Consider the following 15,852-nt stretch of genomic DNA (forward strand, 5'->3'; position numbering starts at 1 on the left):
TCTATATATTTCTCACTGTTTATCCTTTTAAAAGGAAGATGGCAAGAAAAGAAGGAGCCCGATTGAACTAGAGACTCCGTCCTAACTTTCCTAATAGGAAGACTATTTTCGCTTGATTTGCTTGATCAGATAGAAAATGAAGCCTGCAACCATATACGCCGCAAAAATGATCAAACACCATTTGATAACCACGTCCCAACCCTTGTTCACATTCAAAAAGAAATAGGGGAAGGGATTGTCCTTGGAATTCGGAATATTGAGTTTTAAGACCAGGCCGTTAAACAAGGCAAAAATCATATAAACCAAGGGCAAGATGGTCCACAAGACTGGATCCCAGATCTTGTATTGACCCTGTTTATCGAAGAAGAGAGTGTCGGCTAAAAACCAGAGTGGAACGATATAGTGGCAAAGGAAATTTTCCACACGGTAAAAATCTGTCGCAATCGGAGCAAGCATAAAATGGTAAATCACACAGGTAATCATGATACTCATGGTGACACCACCCTTGAGACGAAGCAGGGTCGGACTTTGCCAATTTTCACCTGAGCGACTCATCACACGAAGCAGATAACCCGTGAAAATCGTTACCAAAAGATTGGACAATACTGTGTAGTATAGGAGCATTCCAAAGCCACCGTGCTTGGTAATCTCCAAATAAACTCCTGTAAATGCCGCTAAGAACAAAAGTACACGGCTATAAAAGATAAATTTGTAGTTCAGTTTCATGGCTAGATTTTCTTAACAAATTCTGACTTGAGTTTCATGGCTCCAAAGCCATCAATCTTACAGTCGATGTTGTGGTCACCTTCTACGATACGGATATTTTTGACACGAGTTCCTTGTTTCAAGTCCTTCGGTGCACCTTTTACTTTCAAGTCCTTGATTAAGGTTACAGTATCGCCGTCAGCCAATTTATTTCCGTTGGCATCGATAGCAACAACACCTTCTTCTACTTCTGCAACTTCTGCAGGATTCCACTCATAGGCACACTCTGGGCAGACCAAGAGACTTCCGTCTTCGTAGACATATTCTGAATTACATTTTGGACAATTTGGTAAGTTGTTCATGGGTTCTCCTTATAACATTTCACTATTTTTTGAAAATCAAAATTTCTCGAACAGCAACTATTATACCGTAAAATCCTACTTTTGACAATGTGTCCTAAGTCCAGCAGACAAAAAATCATGCAACTTTTTACAGTTACATGACTTTTAAAAGATGATTGATCATGGGCACTTATCAGGCGCCTCATGATAAAAGGGGTAGCAACTATATTTTACAAACCAGGAGCTTGTCCAAGTTCTGCTGCAAGCATCCAAACCGTTTTCTCAAGTTCAGCCTTAGCACCAACAAAGATATCGTTTGTAACATCATCGCCTTCTTCATCAGTCACATCCAAAGCTTTTTGGAAAAGAGCGATGAGGTAGCGATAAATCGCTAGAACACGTTCCAAGCTTTCTTCAACGTTACGGAATTCTCCTTCTTCTTCTTCGATCTCACTGTGTTGAAGGAATTCTGTCAAAGTTGAGTAAGGTTTGCCACCAAGAGTGATCAAACGTTCGCTGATTTCGTCAAGATAGCCATCAAGGCTGTCCATGTATTCATCCATTTTTGGATGCCATACGAGGAAACCACGACCACGCATATACCAGTGAACTTGGTGAAGGGCAATGTGAGCCACATACAAGTCCGCTACTGCTTGGTTCAATACTTCCTTTGTTTTTGCCAGTGCTACTGGCGCTGTTTTAGATAATGTTGTTACGTCTTTTAATGCATCTTTTTTCAATTCTACCATTTTTCTCACCTCATAATATTATTTTTGCAACCATATTTATTGATTACTATCTCAGTATACTACACCTAGTAGACAAAAGCAAGAAAATTAACCCATATTAAAAAAGTTGCAATAGACTGATAATTTAAGAAAATGAGCAGATATCTTTTTAGTTATTTTCAGTGTCTTTCCGAGAGAATTGGCTTTGATAAAGGTCATAATAAAATCCTTTTGCAGCCAAGAGGCTTTCATGATTTCCCTGTTCAATTATCTGCCCATCCTTAAGAACGAGAATCTTATCCGCTTCTTGAATGGTAGAGAGGCGGTGGGCGATGACAAAGCTGGTTCTTCCCTTCATCAAGCGTTTCATGGCTTTTTGAATCAAGAGTTCCAAACGGGTATCAACTGAGGAAGTCGCTTCATCCAGAATGAGAATTTTAGGATTGGCTAGGAGAGCACGCGCGATGGTCAAAAGTTGTTTTTGCCCGAGGGAAATATTGCTGGACTCTTGGTTCATCTCCATGTTGTAACCGCCAGGAAGAGTTCGGACGAAGTGGTCTACATTTGCCGCTTTGGCAGCTTCTATTATTTCCTCGTCACTGGCGTCAAGATTTCCAAAACGTAGGTTTTCTTTAATCGTACCTTCATAAAGCCAAGCATCCTGCAAGACCATCCCAAACTGACGGCGGTAGTCTTGACGTGACAACTGGCGAATATCCTGCCCGTCAACCAAGATTGCGCCTGCTGTGACATCGTAAAAGCGCATAAGCAGATTGATTAAGGTCGTCTTACCAGCTCCAGTAGGACCAACAATCGCCACCATCTCTCCCGGTTGAACTTCTAGATTAAAGTCTCGTATCAATGGCTTGTTTTCAACATACTGAAAGTCAACCTGCTTGAAGGTCACCTGACCTGTTAAGGGTTCAAGGATTTCAAGTTCCTCTCCCTTAACTTCCTCTGTCTCATCTAAGATGTCGAAGATACGGTCTAACGAAGACTTGGCGCTTTGCATTTGACCCGCAAGTTGTGTGATATTTTGGATCGGTTGACTGACCTGCCAAACGTACTGAACAAAGGCCTGCATATTCCCCACTGTCAAACGACCCGCAATCACTTGCAAACCACCGAGAACTGCAACGATCAGATAGGTCAAGTCCGATACAGCATGGAGGGCTGGCATCATGAGTCCAGAGATAAAGCTGGCTTTAAAACCAACACGTTGGAGGTCGTCTGTAATCTTAGAAAATTCCTTATGAGAAGTTTCCTCACGACCGTAGAGTTTCAAGACATTAAAACCTGTAAGATTTTCCTGCACATAACCATTCATCCGTCCTAAAATAGCCGCCTGCTCTTTAAAATAAGGCTGAGAACGTTTCAGGATACTTCTAGCACCAAAATAGGTCACTGGAATGGATAGAATCACCACTATAGCCAGTTGAAAGTTCAAGTATAAAACCATTCCCATCACGAGGACAATCGTCAGAACGGCATTGACAATTTGGAGAAAAGACTGTTGAAGAGCGTTGGATACTGTCTCAACGTCACTGGTAAAGCGTCCCAATAAATCACCAAATTGGTGTTTGTCAAAGAAAGATACAGGGATACGATTGATTTTTTCAGTCATTTCATTTCGCAGATCTTGGGTCATGGACTGGACCGCATTAGTCATGAAATAGTTGGAATAATAAGACCCAAGTTCATACAAGAGACCTCTAAAGAGGTAAATGATTAAAACCGTTCCGATGTAGCCAGTATTGATACTAGCACCTGAAAGGCCCTTAGCCATATCTAAGAGGTTTTTTGTCAACTCCGTAATGGCCAGCCCCAAGACAAAAGGCTCCAAGACACTCATGACCACACTCAAAACTTTTAGAAAGACTGCAAAAAAGACAGAAAAACGGTAGGCTTTCAAATAGCTCCACAAACGAGCCAAACTAGATTGTGTTTTCATATTTCCTCCTATTCTTCTGTTAGAGATGCATTTTTCAACTGCGACTCAGCAATTTCACGATAGATATCATTGGTTTCCATCAATTCCTCATGGCGACCGCGACCCACGATTTCTCCCTTATCAAGAACAATAATCTGGTCCGCATCCATGATGGTTCCGACACGTTGAGCGACAATCAAAACTGTAGCATTCTGTGTTACTTCCTTGAGACCACGGCGTAAAATAGCATCCGTGCGATAATCCAAGGCTGAGAAGGAATCGTCAAAAATATAGATATCAGGATTCTTTATAACCGCTCGGGCAATTGAGAGACGTTGTTTCTGCCCTCCAGAAAGATTGCTTCCTCCTTCAGCTAGATGAGTCGCAAAGCCTTCTTCTCGGCTTTCGATAAAATCTTTGGCTTGCGCCACGTCCGCTGCCTGATGTAGGTCTTTGTGACTAGCATCTTCCTTCCCATAGCGGATATTTTCAGCGATAGTTCCTGTAAAAAGCAAGGCCTTCTGCGGGATAAAACCAATCTTTTGACGGAGAGACTTGAGGCGATAATCCCTCACATCAACACCATCTACTTTAATTTTTCCAAGTGTGACATCGTAAAAACGAGGAATCAATTGCACAAGAGAGGATTTACCAGATCCGGTCGAACCGATAAAAGCAATGGTTTCACCTGGTTTGGCACTGAAAGAAATATTGTGCAAAACAGGATTTTCCGTCTCACCAGGATAGGCAAAAGTAACATTTTCAAATTCCAAATAGCCGTGGGTTGCTGTCTCTCTAACGCCTCCTTCATTGGGATCAATAGAAATTGGCATATCCATGACTTCTTTCAAGCGTTCACTCGAAACGGCTGTACGAGGGTACATAGTGAAGAGATTGGATAGGAAAAGGAAGGACAATAGGGCGTGAAAACTATATTCGATAAAGGCTACTAGGTCCCCAATTTGCAAGCTTCCTTGTTTGATAGGGTCCAGAGCAAACCAGACAATAGCCACAATCATGGCAATGATAATCTGAACAAACAAAGGTTCCGTCAAACCGGTTAGTTTAAATAGACGATTAGAATTAGCTGCATAGACTGCATTTTGTCCTGCAAAGCGTTCCTCTTGAAATTCCTCACGGGCAAAGGCACGAATGACACGGAGTCCCATCAGGTTTTCCCTAGCATATTGGTTTATCTTATCTAAAGTAGCCTGCTGCTTCTCTGATAAAGGACGCGTCTTGACAGCCACATAAATGACCACCACAGCCAAGAAAGGTACTGCAAAAGCCACTATCCAGGCTAATGACGGGCTGGTCAAAAAGATCATTAAGATACTAGACAACATCATCATGGGAGTGATGACACCCAGTTTTAAGGTCTGTTCTGCAAATTGCATGAGAACAAAGGAATCACTGGTAATACGAGTAACCAGTGATGACACCCCAATCTTTTCATATTCATGATGAGAATACTCTTGTAATTTGGCATAGAGATCATCTCTCATATCCTTGACCATATTGGTCGTTAACTTACTAGCAGCATAGGCTAAGACTATACGTCCCAAGGTTCCACATAGGATAATCACCAGCATGATTGCCGCCCAAAAATACAATTGCTGTTCATTCCCTTTATTCACACCTTCATCGATCATCCGAGCTAGAACAGTCGGTAGTCCCAGATTGACGATAACAAAGAAAACCGCTCCAAGGAAATCCAAGAATAACCACTTGGGATATTTTTTCAAATAAGACCAAATATAGAGCATAACTCCCCCTTTCATAACTTTTTGATATAGAAAAGAGCGCGCATCTGCACGCCTTTCTTTCCCTAAGGAACTTTCCTAGTCTAGAAAAATTCCTCTTTCACAAGAATGCTCCAAGTAAAAATAAGACAGGCAGTCAAAGTCACCTGGTACTTTTGACTGTCTGTCTGGAAAAAACTAGATTATTTTACAAAGTCAAGCAATGCCAAGAAGCTTTCAGCTTCAAGTGACGCACCACCAACAAGGGCACCGTCAACGTCTGGGCAAGCCATGTATGAAGCAACGTTTTCAGGTTTAACTGAACCACCATATTGAACACGAACTTTGTCCGCAACTTCTTGACCAAAGTCGGCAGCTACAACATCACGAACAACTTTACACATTTTTTGTGCATCGTCTTGTGAAGCTGATTTACCAGTACCGATAGCCCAGATTGGCTCATAAGCGATAACTGATGCAGCAACTTGTTCAGCTGTCAATCCAGCCAATGCAGCAGATACTTGAGCACCTACGAATTCAGCAGCTTTACCAGCTTCGTAAATTTCAAGTGACTCACCACAACAGATGATTGGAAGCATACCGTTTGCAAAGATTGCTTTTGCTTTTTTGTTGATATCTTCGTCAGTTTCATGGAAGTAGTCACGGCGTTCTGAGTGACCGATAACAACGTAGTCAGTACCGATTTCTTTCAAAACTTGTGGGCTAGTTTCACCAGTGAAAGCACCTGCATTTTCAAAGTAGCAGTTTTGAGCAGCAACTTTAAGGTTTGAACCTTTAGCAGCAGCAAGAACAGTTGTCAAATCAAGAGCTGGAGCTGCGATACCTGCTTCAACAAGGTCTGATGAAGGAAGTTTTGATGCAACGGCTTCAACGAATGCTTTTGCTTCTTCTGGATTTTTGTTCATTTTCCAGTTACCAGCGATAAATGGTTTACGTGACATTTCACATACCTCTTTTTTCATTTTATTCACTATTATTCTATCATATTTATAAGGAGCTTGCAAACCTTACTCTAATTTTCAAGATTTTTCAAGTGACTAATCTTGCCACAAATTCATAGCATCAAGGAAATCAGCCGAAGCTTGAACTTGTTTGGGATTGTTTGCTTCTCTCTCAGCTCGTTTAGCCTCTACCTGAGCCACCGACTGAATGCCTTCATGGCGCCAGTTTCGTAAGATTGCCTGAATATATTTCCAATTTGGCTTACCATTTAGAACGGCTTCTCGGAGAGCCTCCTTAATCAAATCCGCCTTGATCTCGTCTTCTTTGACAGTCTTGGAAAGATCTTCGATTTCAAATGGTGTTAATAGGCGTCCCAATTCCTGCTGAAAAGTTTCAACCAGATCTTTCAACTGATTCTGCGGGTTTGGGGCAGTTGCAACTGGAGTCTGACTGTCCAACAAGCTATCCAAGCGTTCAAAAGCCAAACTAGCATCAAAAATCAGCTCAATTTCCCCATTTAGTTCAATCGTTCGATATTGTAGTAGCCCATTTTCAGTCAAGTTTGAAATGGATTGGTTGACATCTGCAAGTTCTTTTCCAATAGTTTCTGCAATTTGGCTTGGCGATAGCTCATCCAAAGCAGATGTATTTTGTAGATAGAAAAATTGCCAGACGAGAAAATCTTCGCTGGAAGGAAAGAGTTCCTTAAAATGCAAGAGCAGGGCACTTGGCAAAACCAAGTTCCCTGATTTAAAAGCGTCAAAATATGTCATAATTCCTCTTATAAATATCCAAATGCAGCCGCATCATCCTCTACCTTTCTCCAGTCAAAAGGGGTTTCTTGATAAACTGCATAGTTAACCCAGTTACTGAAAAATAGAGCAGCTGAAGAAGACCAACAGAGACACGGTGTCTCATTCACATCATTATTTTTAAAGTAATTTTCTGGAATGTGAGGATTAAGCCCTGCCTCACAATCACGAAAATACTCTTTTGCTAGAGTATCACGGTCATATTCTAAATGACCAAAACTATAAATTTCACGAAGATCCCGACTGGCTAAAATAGAAACGCCAACTTGTTCCCCCTCAGAGAGGATTTCCAGATTGGTTTTTCCTAAAATCTCTTCCTTATAGATTTCTGTATGACGAGAATGGGGAGCCACATAGCTATCATCAAAACCTCTAAAGAGAAGATGGCCCTCTTTCAAGGTATCCTGCGGGTAAATGCCTGACAATTTCTGCTCCATCTGGTGTTTATCAACTCCATAGCGAGCATAAAGACCTGCTTGGGCACCCCAGCAGATATGAAGGGTCGAATAGACATGGGTCTTGGACCACTCAAGCACCTGACTGAATTCCTCCCAATAGTCCACTTCCTCAAATGGTAAATGCTCAATCGGAGCCCCTGTGATAATCATCCCATCAAAATACTCGTCCTTGACTTCAGGAAAAGTTTTATAAAAAGTCTCCATATGCTCTGCACGAGTCGTCTTGGAACGGTGGCTCTCCATATAGAGAAAGTCTATGTCCAATTGCAAAGGAGTATTTGCTAAATGCCGTAACAACTGGGTCTCTGTGACCACTTTTTTGGGCATTAGGTTTAAAATCAAAATTTTCAAGGGACGGATATCTTGGTGGGCCGCACGTTGATCATCCATGACAAAGATATTCTCTGTCCGTAAAATCTCAACAGCTGGCAATTTTTTATCAATTCTAATCGGCATAACCTTCTCCTAACTGTACTCTTTTAGAAATAATTGAATGTGTTTGAAGTCAAATCTCAAACACTTAGTCCTTTTATTATACTGCAAGAAGATATAGTTTTCAATTATAGTTTTTCTCTAACTAGCTATAGTTTGTTTATATAGCAGATGAAGAGAAAACAGCCCCAAGGACTGTTTTTCATTAATAATGCATAAGTACCTTGTAATCGTAATCTCCGATTTTTTCACGGCCTTTAAGCTCATCCAACTCAATCAAGAAGGCACAACCGGCTACAACTCCACCAAGTCTTTCAATCATCTCAATGGTTGCTTTGACAGTTCCACCTGTTGCCAAAAGATCATCTACGATGAGAACACGTTGACCTGGCTTAATCGCATCAGCATGCATGGTCAAGGTATCAATACCGTACTCTTTCTCATAGTCAGCAGAAATGACTTCACGTGGCAATTTCCCTGGTTTACGAACAGGTGCAAAGCCAATTCCCAATTCAAAAGCAACTGGGCAGCCAACAATAAATCCACGAGCCTCTGGGCCCACGATCATGTCAATTTTTTTGTCTGTTGCATACTGAACAATTTCACGAACAGCGTAGCTATAAGCATTTCCATCTGCCATCAAAGGGCTGATATCACGGAAGGTAATGCCTTCCTTAGGATAATTTTCAATCGTTGCGATATAATCTTTTAAATTCATCTTTTTCTTTCTTTTAAAGTTTTTACTCTCTATTATACCATATTTTCTGTGAAAGGAGAAATAGAAGATTTTTATTTGCTACTCCATGATTTCGTTCTGACTATTTGAGATTCAAGCTTTAATCCAACCATTGAATATAGGCTGTTTTATCTTCACTATTATAACCAGCTCCTTTATAAAAATTCTGAGTACTTGCATTTTTAGAACCTGTCAGAAGCATCATCTTATAACAATTTTCCTCTTTAGCTATCTGTTTAGCGTATTCAAGACAAGCGCTTGCATACCCTTTCCCTCTATCTTCTTCTCGGGTCACCACATTTTCTATCAAAGCATAGGGTCTCACACCTCTTGTCAAATTGGGAATAATGACACAAATACAGGAGGAGACTATTCTTCCTTCCACCTCTTTCACGATAACATGATGGCGCTGGTCAGAAATCATCTCACTCCATACTTGCTGCAAATGAAGACTATCTTCTGGAATCTCTTTCTCATGTAAGGACAGGTAGAGATTTAATAACTCAAATAAATCCTCCTGTACAGCTTCTCTTAACAAATTTATTTCCTCCATTCCTTAATTGATAAATTTGAATAAAAAAACTCTGACCGAAGCCAGAGATTTTAGTTGATTAAAGTGAGTTTACGTCAACCTTGATACCAACACCTTGAGTAGTTGTGATTGTCAAGTTTGTTACGTAAGTTCCTTTAGCTGTAGCTGGTTTTGCTTTTTGGATTGTTTCGTTGAAAGCTTTAAAGTTTTCAACCAATTTTTCAGCTTCAAATGATACTTTACCGATGATTGCTTGAACGTTACCTGCACGGTCAGCACGGTAAGTGATTTTACCACCTTTAGACTCTTCAACTGCTTTAGCAACATCCATTGTTACAGTACCAGTTTTAGGGTTTGGCATCAAGTTACGTGGTCCAAGGACACGTCCAAGACGTCCAACAAGAGCCATCATGTCAGGTGTAGCGATAACTACGTCAAAGTCCAACCAACCGTCGTTGATTTTCGCAACAAGGTCATCTTCACCAACGAAGTCTGCACCAGCAGCTTTTGCTTCTTCAGCTTTTGCACCACGTGCGAAAACAAGAACGCGTGAAGTTTTACCAGTACCGTTTGGCAATACCATTGCGCCACGGATTTGTTGGTCAGCTTTTTTAACGTCGATGTTCAAGTTGTAAGCAACTTCTACAGTTGCGTCAAATTTTGCAAAGTTAGTTTCTTTTGCAAGTGCTACAGCTTCTTCTACGCTGTACGCTTTTGTGCTGTCGATTTTCTCAAGTGCAGCACGAAGTTGTTTGCTTTTTTTAGCCATTTTCTATTCTCCTTGTAAGTGGTTCAATCGATTTTCATCTCCCACGTCACTCCTCGAAATGATGAAGTCTTGCGGGTATTCAGTCTATTAATTTTCTTTTCCTACTTCGTTAAGTTCCTTTGCTGTACCCAAGTACAAGCATCAGTCACTTGCCTAGTATGAAAAGCAACTAATAGACTGCTGTGAGATTTTCTACTGTGTTATTGATTAGTCAACAACAGTGAATCCCATAGAACGAGCAGTACCTTCGATCATACGCATTGCAGACTCAATGTTTGCTGCGTTCAAATCTGGCATCTTAGTTTCTGCAATTTCTTGTACTTGTGCACGAGTAACTGTAGCAACTTTAGTTTTGTTAGGTGTACCTGATCCTTTTTCAACACCTGCAGCTTTTTTCAAAAGAACAGCAGCTGGTGGTGTTTTTGTAACGAAAGTAAATGATTTGTCTTCGTATACTGAGATAACAACTGGAATGATCATACCAGCTTGGTCAGCTGTACGAGCGTTGAACTCTTTTGTGAATCCCATGATGTTGATACCAGCTTGACCAAGAGCAGGTCCAACTGGTGGAGCTGGTGTAGCTTTACCAGCAGGGATTTGCAATTTTACAAGTTTTTCGACTTTTTTAGCCATTTTTAAATCCTCCTTTGTGGTTTTGGCGGTAATTAAAGATTTTTACCTCCCACAAGTATGCTTTACACATACCCATCTATTATACACTATTTATCTAAAAATGCAAGAGAAAAATTTCTTTTTTAATCGACGTAATCTCCGCCTTCAAAGCCATAGTATTCTTCCAAACTAAGGCCAGTTGCAGCAATTTCTTTGGCTTCTTTTCCAACATAGCGGAGATGCCATTCTTCTGCCATGTAGCCAGTCTCTTTTTCCTTTCCTTTGAGATAGCGCACAACAAAACCATAGTCAGCCGCATGATCTAAGAGCCACTGAGCTGCCTTCTCCTCTGTCACCAATTCTCCATTAGTCCCGATCAAATCAAAAGCAAGACCCGTTTGGTGTTCACTGTAACCTGGGCGAGCTGAGTAGCGATCAGCTGCTTCCTTACCGTCTTGATTCACATAGTCTTGATAAAGTTTGGTTTGAGTTTCATAACTTCTAAAACCACTGTAGTGATCGCTGATTGGGTAGCCAGCTGCTTGCATTGCTGCAATGAGTTTCAGCAACTCTGCTTTAGCTGTTGGATTTTCTCCTGGATTATAGTCTTTTGACAAAGGATAGTGCTTATTAGCTATGACGATTTCATCGTACTTCCCTTGAATACTATAGTAGTCTCCCTTATTGACAACTTCTGCCTTCTTCTGACTAGAGGTTTGAGATTTGCTCCCTACAGTTCCTTCAGGTTGACTAGTTTGTTCCGTTTTTTGAGTGTTTTCTTCATTTTTAGGTTTTTCTTGAGAACATGCTGCTAGGGTTAATGCTAGTAAACCAGATAAAACGATGTATCTTTTTTTCATTTTTTCTTCCTCTCTTATACCAAGTGCTTCTCTAATTCATCGGATAAGGCTTTAATCATTTGTTCCAACTCAGGGGATTGCACTTGGTAAGCTTCTGCTGCCATTTCTTCCCAGGGCACCCACCAGACTGGACCACGACCATTAAGCCCATGACCCTTCATATCACCTGACCGTCTTGGAAAGAGGTGCCAGTGAGCGTGGGCATCTCCATTTCCTAGAAGTTCGATGTTCATCTTTTCAGCTTTAAACGTTTTGGCGACAGCTTCTTGGACCAAACTCATTTCCTCTAGAAAACGAAGTTTTACAGAAGTCTCCATATGGTGGAGTTCTGTGACATGCTCTTTTGCCAGAAACAAGGTATAGCCCTTAAAGTATTGGTGGTCTCCAATGACAACATAGCCTGTTTCTAGTTCTTTCACAAAGTAGGGATTTTTCCCTGCCTTGATCCATTCAATTCTTTGACAAATCAAACACATATTAGTCTACCAATGCACTCTTGAGATAGGCGTCTACCATACGCTCGGTCGCCACGACTGAATCAATGTGTGTTCGTTCGTAAGAGTGACTGGACTCAATACCAGCTCCAAGGAGGGCGTGTTTGACCTCTGCTCCTGCTGACATAGCCGCTGAAGCATCCGAACCGTAAAATGGATAAATGTCGAGCTTAAAAGGAATATCTTGCTCCTTCGCCAAAGTTACCAAGTGTTGACGGAAGTCATAGTGATAGGGACCTGAAGCGTCCTTGACACAGATAGAAACTGTATACTCATCCGTCTGCTGGTCATCGCCCATAGCTCCCATATCCACAGCTAGATATTCCACTACCTGAGCTGGAATATTGGAGTTGGCACCGTGACCAACCTCTTCAAAGACTGAAAAGGCAAAATGAGTTGTTACTGGCAACTCAATTCCCTCCTCCTTATAAACACGAAGAAGATTGAGCAGAATTGCCGCGCTGACCTTGTCGTCCAAGTGACGAGACTTGATAAAACCAGTCTCTGTCACGACAGTTCGCGGGTCAAAGCTGATAAAATCACCGATCTCAATGCCCATGGCGCGGGTTTCTTTTTCATTGGTTACTTTTGCATCCAAACGCACTTCCATATTGTCCTGCGTACGTTCTGCAGTTCCTGCATCCTTGTAGACATGACAAGAAGTCTGGTGGATGAGGATGGTCCCAGATACCGTTTGACCTGTGCTAGCCACATGAACGGTACAGTTTTCTCCTTCAATCATGTTCCAAGGAAAACCACCAATACGATCCAATTTGAGACGGCCATCTGGTTTGACTGCACGAACAATAGCACCCAGCGTATCCACATGGGCTGTCACATAGCGTTGTTGTTCATCATTTTGACCTTTAATGGTCACATTGACACCACCCTTAGCTGTACGAACAGGCTGGTAACCAAGTTTCTCTAAAGTATGGACTAGATAGTCTGAGATCTCACGAGTAAAGCCTGTTGGAGATGCAATAGCGGTTAGTTCTTTGATATAGTTTATAGTCTGATTCATTTCTTCACCTCTTTTGCTACCTATTATAGCACATTTCAGTAGAGAGGAAAAAAGAAAAATCACTCCTGTAGAGTTGACTTACAAAAGTGATTTCTATTTTTTATTCCATTTCAAAAACATCGCTTTCTTGCTTGTTTGGTAAAACCAAGGAAAGCAAAATTCCAATAATAGCTGGCACCAACCACGGTAGAGAGGCAGCTGCAAACGGAAGAGCATTGACGAGATTTGCTAGAAACTCAATCTTAAAGGAACTTCCAAGAACACTTGCAAGAGCGATTGCTGTAACTACTCCTATTGTCAACTGCATACCCGGTTTTGATAGGGCAACAAACTTATTAACAATCACGATCATCACAATGGCGATGGTGATTGGGTACAAGATTACCAGTACTGGCACTGAATACTTAATGATTGCATCAAGACCAAGATTTGCAATAGCAAATCCAATCAAGGTAAAGGCAGTGGCATAGACCTTGTAGCTGATTTGTGGGAAACGACCGTTAAAGAACTCGGCTGTCGACACAATCAAGCCAACTGTCGTTGTGAAGCAGGTTACAGTTACCATAACAGCAAGGAAGAGTTGAGCTGTTGAACCAAAGATTTCCTGAGTTGCTTGTGACAAGATATAAACACCTGGTGTTCCACCCTTCATCACTTCTGCTGGTACTGGGAAATGATTTCCAAGGAATCCTAAACCAATGTAAAGAGCGCTAAAGGCAAGAGCTACAACGATACCAACAACCCAAATGGTTGAAATGTACTCTTTCTTACTTGAGAATCCAAGTTGTTTCAAGGTTTGAACAGCGATTACACTGAAGGCCACTGAGGCTAGGGCATCCAAGGTGTTATAGCCTTCTAGGAAACCTGTCCCAAAAGCAGAAGATTGATAGGCTGCTGAAGCTACTTGAGGACTAGTTCCACCGTATTTGAAAGCTCCTAGAACAACTAAGATAACAATCAAAATCGCAAAGACTGGCGTTAAAACACGTCCGATTCGATCCAAAATCTTTGAAGGGTTGAGTGAAATCAGATAGGCTGCTGCAAAATACAGCACAGTAAAGATAATCAATCCTAGACCTTTATTTGCTTCAGACAAGAGGGGGCTAATCCCAACTTCATAAGCTGTTGTAGCTGTACGCGGAATAGCAAAGAAGGGACCAATCGATAGATAGAGGACTGCAAGATAAAGCGTCGCAAACCAAGGTGAGATTTTCTTAGAAATCTCGTGAATGTATCCTTTCGGGTTTAGAGTTCCAATAATAAGTGTCAAGACAGCAATACCGACACCTGAAAAGACAAAACCTGCGATGGCAGGAAGAAACTGTTCTCCAGATAAAGCACCTAGAGAAGGTGGAAAAATCAAGTTTCCCGCACCAAAAAATATTCCAAACAGGAGCAAGCCTGTTAGAGCACCTTTTTTAGCCATAAAAATCTCCTTCATATTTCTAAAATACTGACCTAGTATACCATGATTAAGACTCTGAAAAAAGTATCCAAAATTAATCATTGAATGTTTTCAATATTTTTAAAAATAAGAATTGTCTAAAAACAAAAAACCCTCACTCAGTTGGAACCGAGCAAGGGAAGATTAGGATCTATCACCATATAGGTTTAAAGATTTTCAAAGGCCGTCATTCCACCTTGGACATTGATAACGTCATAACCCTTTTCAGCTAGAAATTGACAAGCACGCGCTGACCTCATCCCAGATTTACAAATGACATAATGCAAGAGGTCCTTGTCCAACTGATCATAAGTATCAGCCAATTGACTAAGCGGTAAGTTGTGGGCACTTTCTAAATGAAGCGTCTCGAACTCTTCTACTTCTCTCACGTCTAAGACTGAAAGGGATTCTTTCTGATAGAGCTGGTAAAATTCATCGAAGACTATTTCTTTCATTCTTTTTCTCCTAATACTCTTCGAAAATCTCTTCAAACCACGTCAGCGTCGCCTTACCGTAGTTATGGTTACTGACTTCGTCAGTTCTATCCACAACCTCAAAACAGTGTTTTGAGCTGACTTCGTCAGTTTTATCTGCAACCTCAAAGCTGTACTTTGAGCAGCCTGCGGCTAGCTTCCTAGTTTGCTCTTTGATTTTCATTGACTATAAAATCGTTTTAATTCTTTTTTTCAAATCTGGCACCACTTCTACCTCAAACCAAGGATTTTTAGCCATCCAGATTTGATTACGGGGAGAAGGATGAACCAGAGGGAAAAATTCTGGTAGATAGTCTTTGTAGTGTTTTACCCGTTCTGTTACCTTGCCACTAACTTTCTCATGTAAATAGTAGGCTTGGGCATATTGGCCAATCAAAAGGGTCAATTCAATATTGGGACATCCTTTGAGGAGTTGTGGGTGCCATTTTTCGGCAAAGCCTTTACGGGGTGGAAGGTCGCCTGATTTTCCATGTCCTGGGAAATAAAAGTCCATGGGAATAACTGCAAACAAGCCCGAATTGTAAAAGGTATCTTCATCTACACCTAGCCACTCACGCAGACGATCACCACTCTTATCCTTCCAATAAATCCCAGCTTCTTGCGTTTTAAACCCCGGAGCTTGACCGACGATATTGATACGTGCTGTTTTTGGCGCTGCAAAGAGAGGTTCGATTCCGCGTTCTGTATAGCTGGTATTCTGTGGATCCGCCATAATGGCTTGCTTGATTCTTTCAATTTGAGACATCTGTTTTCCCTCCAAAAAGAAGTCCAAGCATAAA

At 41.3% G+C, this 15,852-nt stretch carries 18 protein-coding genes; all 18 read right to left on the minus strand.

Features of this window, described 5'->3' with window-relative positions:
• Positions 1-102: 102 nt before the first annotated feature.
• Positions 103-726, minus strand: coding sequence for a Pr6Pr family membrane protein (locus tag B7705_RS09050; RefSeq protein ID WP_000775202.1), 624 nt, complete (start codon positions 724-726; stop codon positions 103-105).
• Between the two features lie 2 nt (positions 727-728).
• Positions 729-1,067 carry a zinc ribbon domain-containing protein YjdM gene (locus B7705_RS09055; protein ID WP_001061600.1) on the minus strand — a complete coding sequence of 113 codons (339 nt, stop codon included), beginning with the start codon at positions 1,065-1,067 and terminating at the stop codon, positions 729-731.
• Positions 1,068-1,276: 209 nt separating this feature from the next.
• Positions 1,277-1,795, minus strand: a complete 519-nt coding sequence (locus B7705_RS09060; RefSeq protein ID WP_038804896.1) for a Dps family protein — start codon at positions 1,793-1,795, stop codon at positions 1,277-1,279.
• Positions 1,796-1,943: 148 nt separating this feature from the next.
• Positions 1,944-3,725, minus strand: coding sequence for an ABC transporter ATP-binding protein (locus tag B7705_RS09065; protein ID WP_084949093.1), 1,782 nt, complete (start codon positions 3,723-3,725; stop codon positions 1,944-1,946).
• Positions 3,726-3,733: 8 nt separating this feature from the next.
• Positions 3,734-5,470, minus strand: coding sequence for an ABC transporter ATP-binding protein (locus B7705_RS09070; RefSeq protein WP_084949094.1), 1,737 nt, complete (start codon positions 5,468-5,470; stop codon positions 3,734-3,736).
• A 179-nt stretch (positions 5,471-5,649) separates the two neighbouring features.
• Positions 5,650-6,408: a triose-phosphate isomerase gene (tpiA, locus tag B7705_RS09075; RefSeq protein WP_084949096.1), complete on the minus strand. Its 759-nt coding sequence runs from the start codon at positions 6,406-6,408 to the stop codon at positions 5,650-5,652.
• A gap of 96 nt (positions 6,409-6,504) precedes the next feature.
• Positions 6,505-7,182, minus strand: a complete 678-nt coding sequence (locus B7705_RS09080) for a DnaD domain-containing protein (RefSeq protein ID WP_084949098.1) — start codon at positions 7,180-7,182, stop codon at positions 6,505-6,507.
• A gap of 8 nt (positions 7,183-7,190) precedes the next feature.
• On the minus strand, positions 7,191-8,135 hold the full coding sequence (gene metA / locus B7705_RS09085; RefSeq protein WP_084949099.1) for a homoserine O-acetyltransferase MetA: 945 nt from the start codon (positions 8,133-8,135) through the stop codon (positions 7,191-7,193).
• Between the two features lie 181 nt (positions 8,136-8,316).
• On the minus strand, positions 8,317-8,829 hold the full coding sequence (locus tag B7705_RS09090; protein ID WP_001049316.1) for an adenine phosphoribosyltransferase: 513 nt from the start codon (positions 8,827-8,829) through the stop codon (positions 8,317-8,319).
• Positions 8,830-8,947: 118 nt separating this feature from the next.
• Positions 8,948-9,385 carry a GNAT family N-acetyltransferase gene (locus B7705_RS09095; RefSeq protein ID WP_000943033.1) on the minus strand — a complete coding sequence of 146 codons (438 nt, stop codon included), beginning with the start codon at positions 9,383-9,385 and terminating at the stop codon, positions 8,948-8,950.
• Positions 9,386-9,458: 73 nt separating this feature from the next.
• Entirely contained in the window at positions 9,459-10,148 is a 690-nt protein-coding gene (gene rplA / locus B7705_RS09100) for a 50S ribosomal protein L1 (protein ID WP_001085675.1), read from the minus strand.
• Positions 10,149-10,355: 207 nt separating this feature from the next.
• Positions 10,356-10,781 carry a 50S ribosomal protein L11 gene (rplK, locus tag B7705_RS09105; RefSeq protein ID WP_001085808.1) on the minus strand — a complete coding sequence of 142 codons (426 nt, stop codon included), beginning with the start codon at positions 10,779-10,781 and terminating at the stop codon, positions 10,356-10,358.
• 122 nt (positions 10,782-10,903) lie between these two features.
• A complete protein-coding gene (ldcB, locus tag B7705_RS09110) occupies positions 10,904-11,620 on the minus strand; it encodes an LD-carboxypeptidase LdcB/DacB (protein ID WP_084949100.1) in 717 nt (238 codons plus the stop codon).
• A 14-nt stretch (positions 11,621-11,634) separates the two neighbouring features.
• Positions 11,635-12,096 carry an HIT family protein gene (locus B7705_RS09115; RefSeq protein WP_084949102.1) on the minus strand — a complete coding sequence of 154 codons (462 nt, stop codon included), beginning with the start codon at positions 12,094-12,096 and terminating at the stop codon, positions 11,635-11,637.
• Position 12,097: 1 nt separating this feature from the next.
• Positions 12,098-13,135: a M42 family metallopeptidase gene (locus B7705_RS09120; protein ID WP_084949103.1), complete on the minus strand. Its 1,038-nt coding sequence runs from the start codon at positions 13,133-13,135 to the stop codon at positions 12,098-12,100.
• Between the two features lie 100 nt (positions 13,136-13,235).
• Entirely contained in the window at positions 13,236-14,561 is a 1,326-nt protein-coding gene (gene brnQ / locus B7705_RS09125; protein WP_162284892.1) for a branched-chain amino acid transport system II carrier protein, read from the minus strand.
• A 185-nt stretch (positions 14,562-14,746) separates the two neighbouring features.
• A complete protein-coding gene (locus B7705_RS09130) occupies positions 14,747-15,034 on the minus strand; it encodes a rhodanese-like domain-containing protein (protein WP_084949105.1) in 288 nt (95 codons plus the stop codon).
• Between the two features lie 205 nt (positions 15,035-15,239).
• On the minus strand, positions 15,240-15,818 hold the full coding sequence (locus B7705_RS09140; RefSeq protein ID WP_084949107.1) for a uracil-DNA glycosylase family protein: 579 nt from the start codon (positions 15,816-15,818) through the stop codon (positions 15,240-15,242).
• Positions 15,819-15,852: the final 34 nt, after the last annotated feature.

This window comes from Streptococcus oralis subsp. dentisani (assembly GCF_002096685.1).
In the GTDB taxonomy this organism is placed as follows: domain Bacteria; phylum Bacillota; class Bacilli; order Lactobacillales; family Streptococcaceae; genus Streptococcus; species Streptococcus oralis_AD.

Coding starts and splice junctions, on each gene's coding strand:
- B7705_RS09050 (WP_000775202.1), bottom strand. CDS start 726: ATGAAACTGAACTACAAATTTATCTTTTATAGCCGTGTACTTTTGTTC.
- B7705_RS09055 (WP_001061600.1), bottom strand. CDS start 1,067: ATGAACAACTTACCAAATTGTCCAAAATGTAATTCAGAATATGTCTAC.
- B7705_RS09060 (WP_038804896.1), bottom strand. CDS start 1,795: ATGGTAGAATTGAAAAAAGATGCATTAAAAGACGTAACAACATTATCT.
- B7705_RS09065 (WP_084949093.1), bottom strand. CDS start 3,725: ATGAAAACACAATCTAGTTTGGCTCGTTTGTGGAGCTATTTGAAAGCC.
- B7705_RS09070 (WP_084949094.1), bottom strand. CDS start 5,470: ATGCTCTATATTTGGTCTTATTTGAAAAAATATCCCAAGTGGTTATTC.
- tpiA (WP_084949096.1), bottom strand. CDS start 6,408: ATGTCACGTAAACCATTTATCGCTGGTAACTGGAAAATGAACAAAAAT.
- B7705_RS09080 (WP_084949098.1), bottom strand. CDS start 7,182: ATGACATATTTTGACGCTTTTAAATCAGGGAACTTGGTTTTGCCAAGT.
- metA (WP_084949099.1), bottom strand. CDS start 8,135: ATGCCGATTAGAATTGATAAAAAATTGCCAGCTGTTGAGATTTTACGG.
- B7705_RS09090 (WP_001049316.1), bottom strand. CDS start 8,829: ATGAATTTAAAAGATTATATCGCAACGATTGAAAATTATCCTAAGGAA.
- rplA (WP_001085675.1), bottom strand. CDS start 10,148: ATGGCTAAAAAAAGCAAACAACTTCGTGCTGCACTTGAGAAAATCGAC.
- rplK (WP_001085808.1), bottom strand. CDS start 10,781: ATGGCTAAAAAAGTCGAAAAACTTGTAAAATTGCAAATCCCTGCTGGT.
- ldcB (WP_084949100.1), bottom strand. CDS start 11,620: ATGAAAAAAAGATACATCGTTTTATCTGGTTTACTAGCATTAACCCTA.
- B7705_RS09115 (WP_084949102.1), bottom strand. CDS start 12,096: ATGTGTTTGATTTGTCAAAGAATTGAATGGATCAAGGCAGGGAAAAAT.
- B7705_RS09120 (WP_084949103.1), bottom strand. CDS start 13,135: ATGAATCAGACTATAAACTATATCAAAGAACTAACCGCTATTGCATCT.
- brnQ (WP_162284892.1), bottom strand. CDS start 14,561: ATGGCTAAAAAAGGTGCTCTAACAGGCTTGCTCCTGTTTGGAATATTT.
- B7705_RS09130 (WP_084949105.1), bottom strand. CDS start 15,034: ATGAAAGAAATAGTCTTCGATGAATTTTACCAGCTCTATCAGAAAGAA.
- B7705_RS09140 (WP_084949107.1), bottom strand. CDS start 15,818: ATGTCTCAAATTGAAAGAATCAAGCAAGCCATTATGGCGGATCCACAG.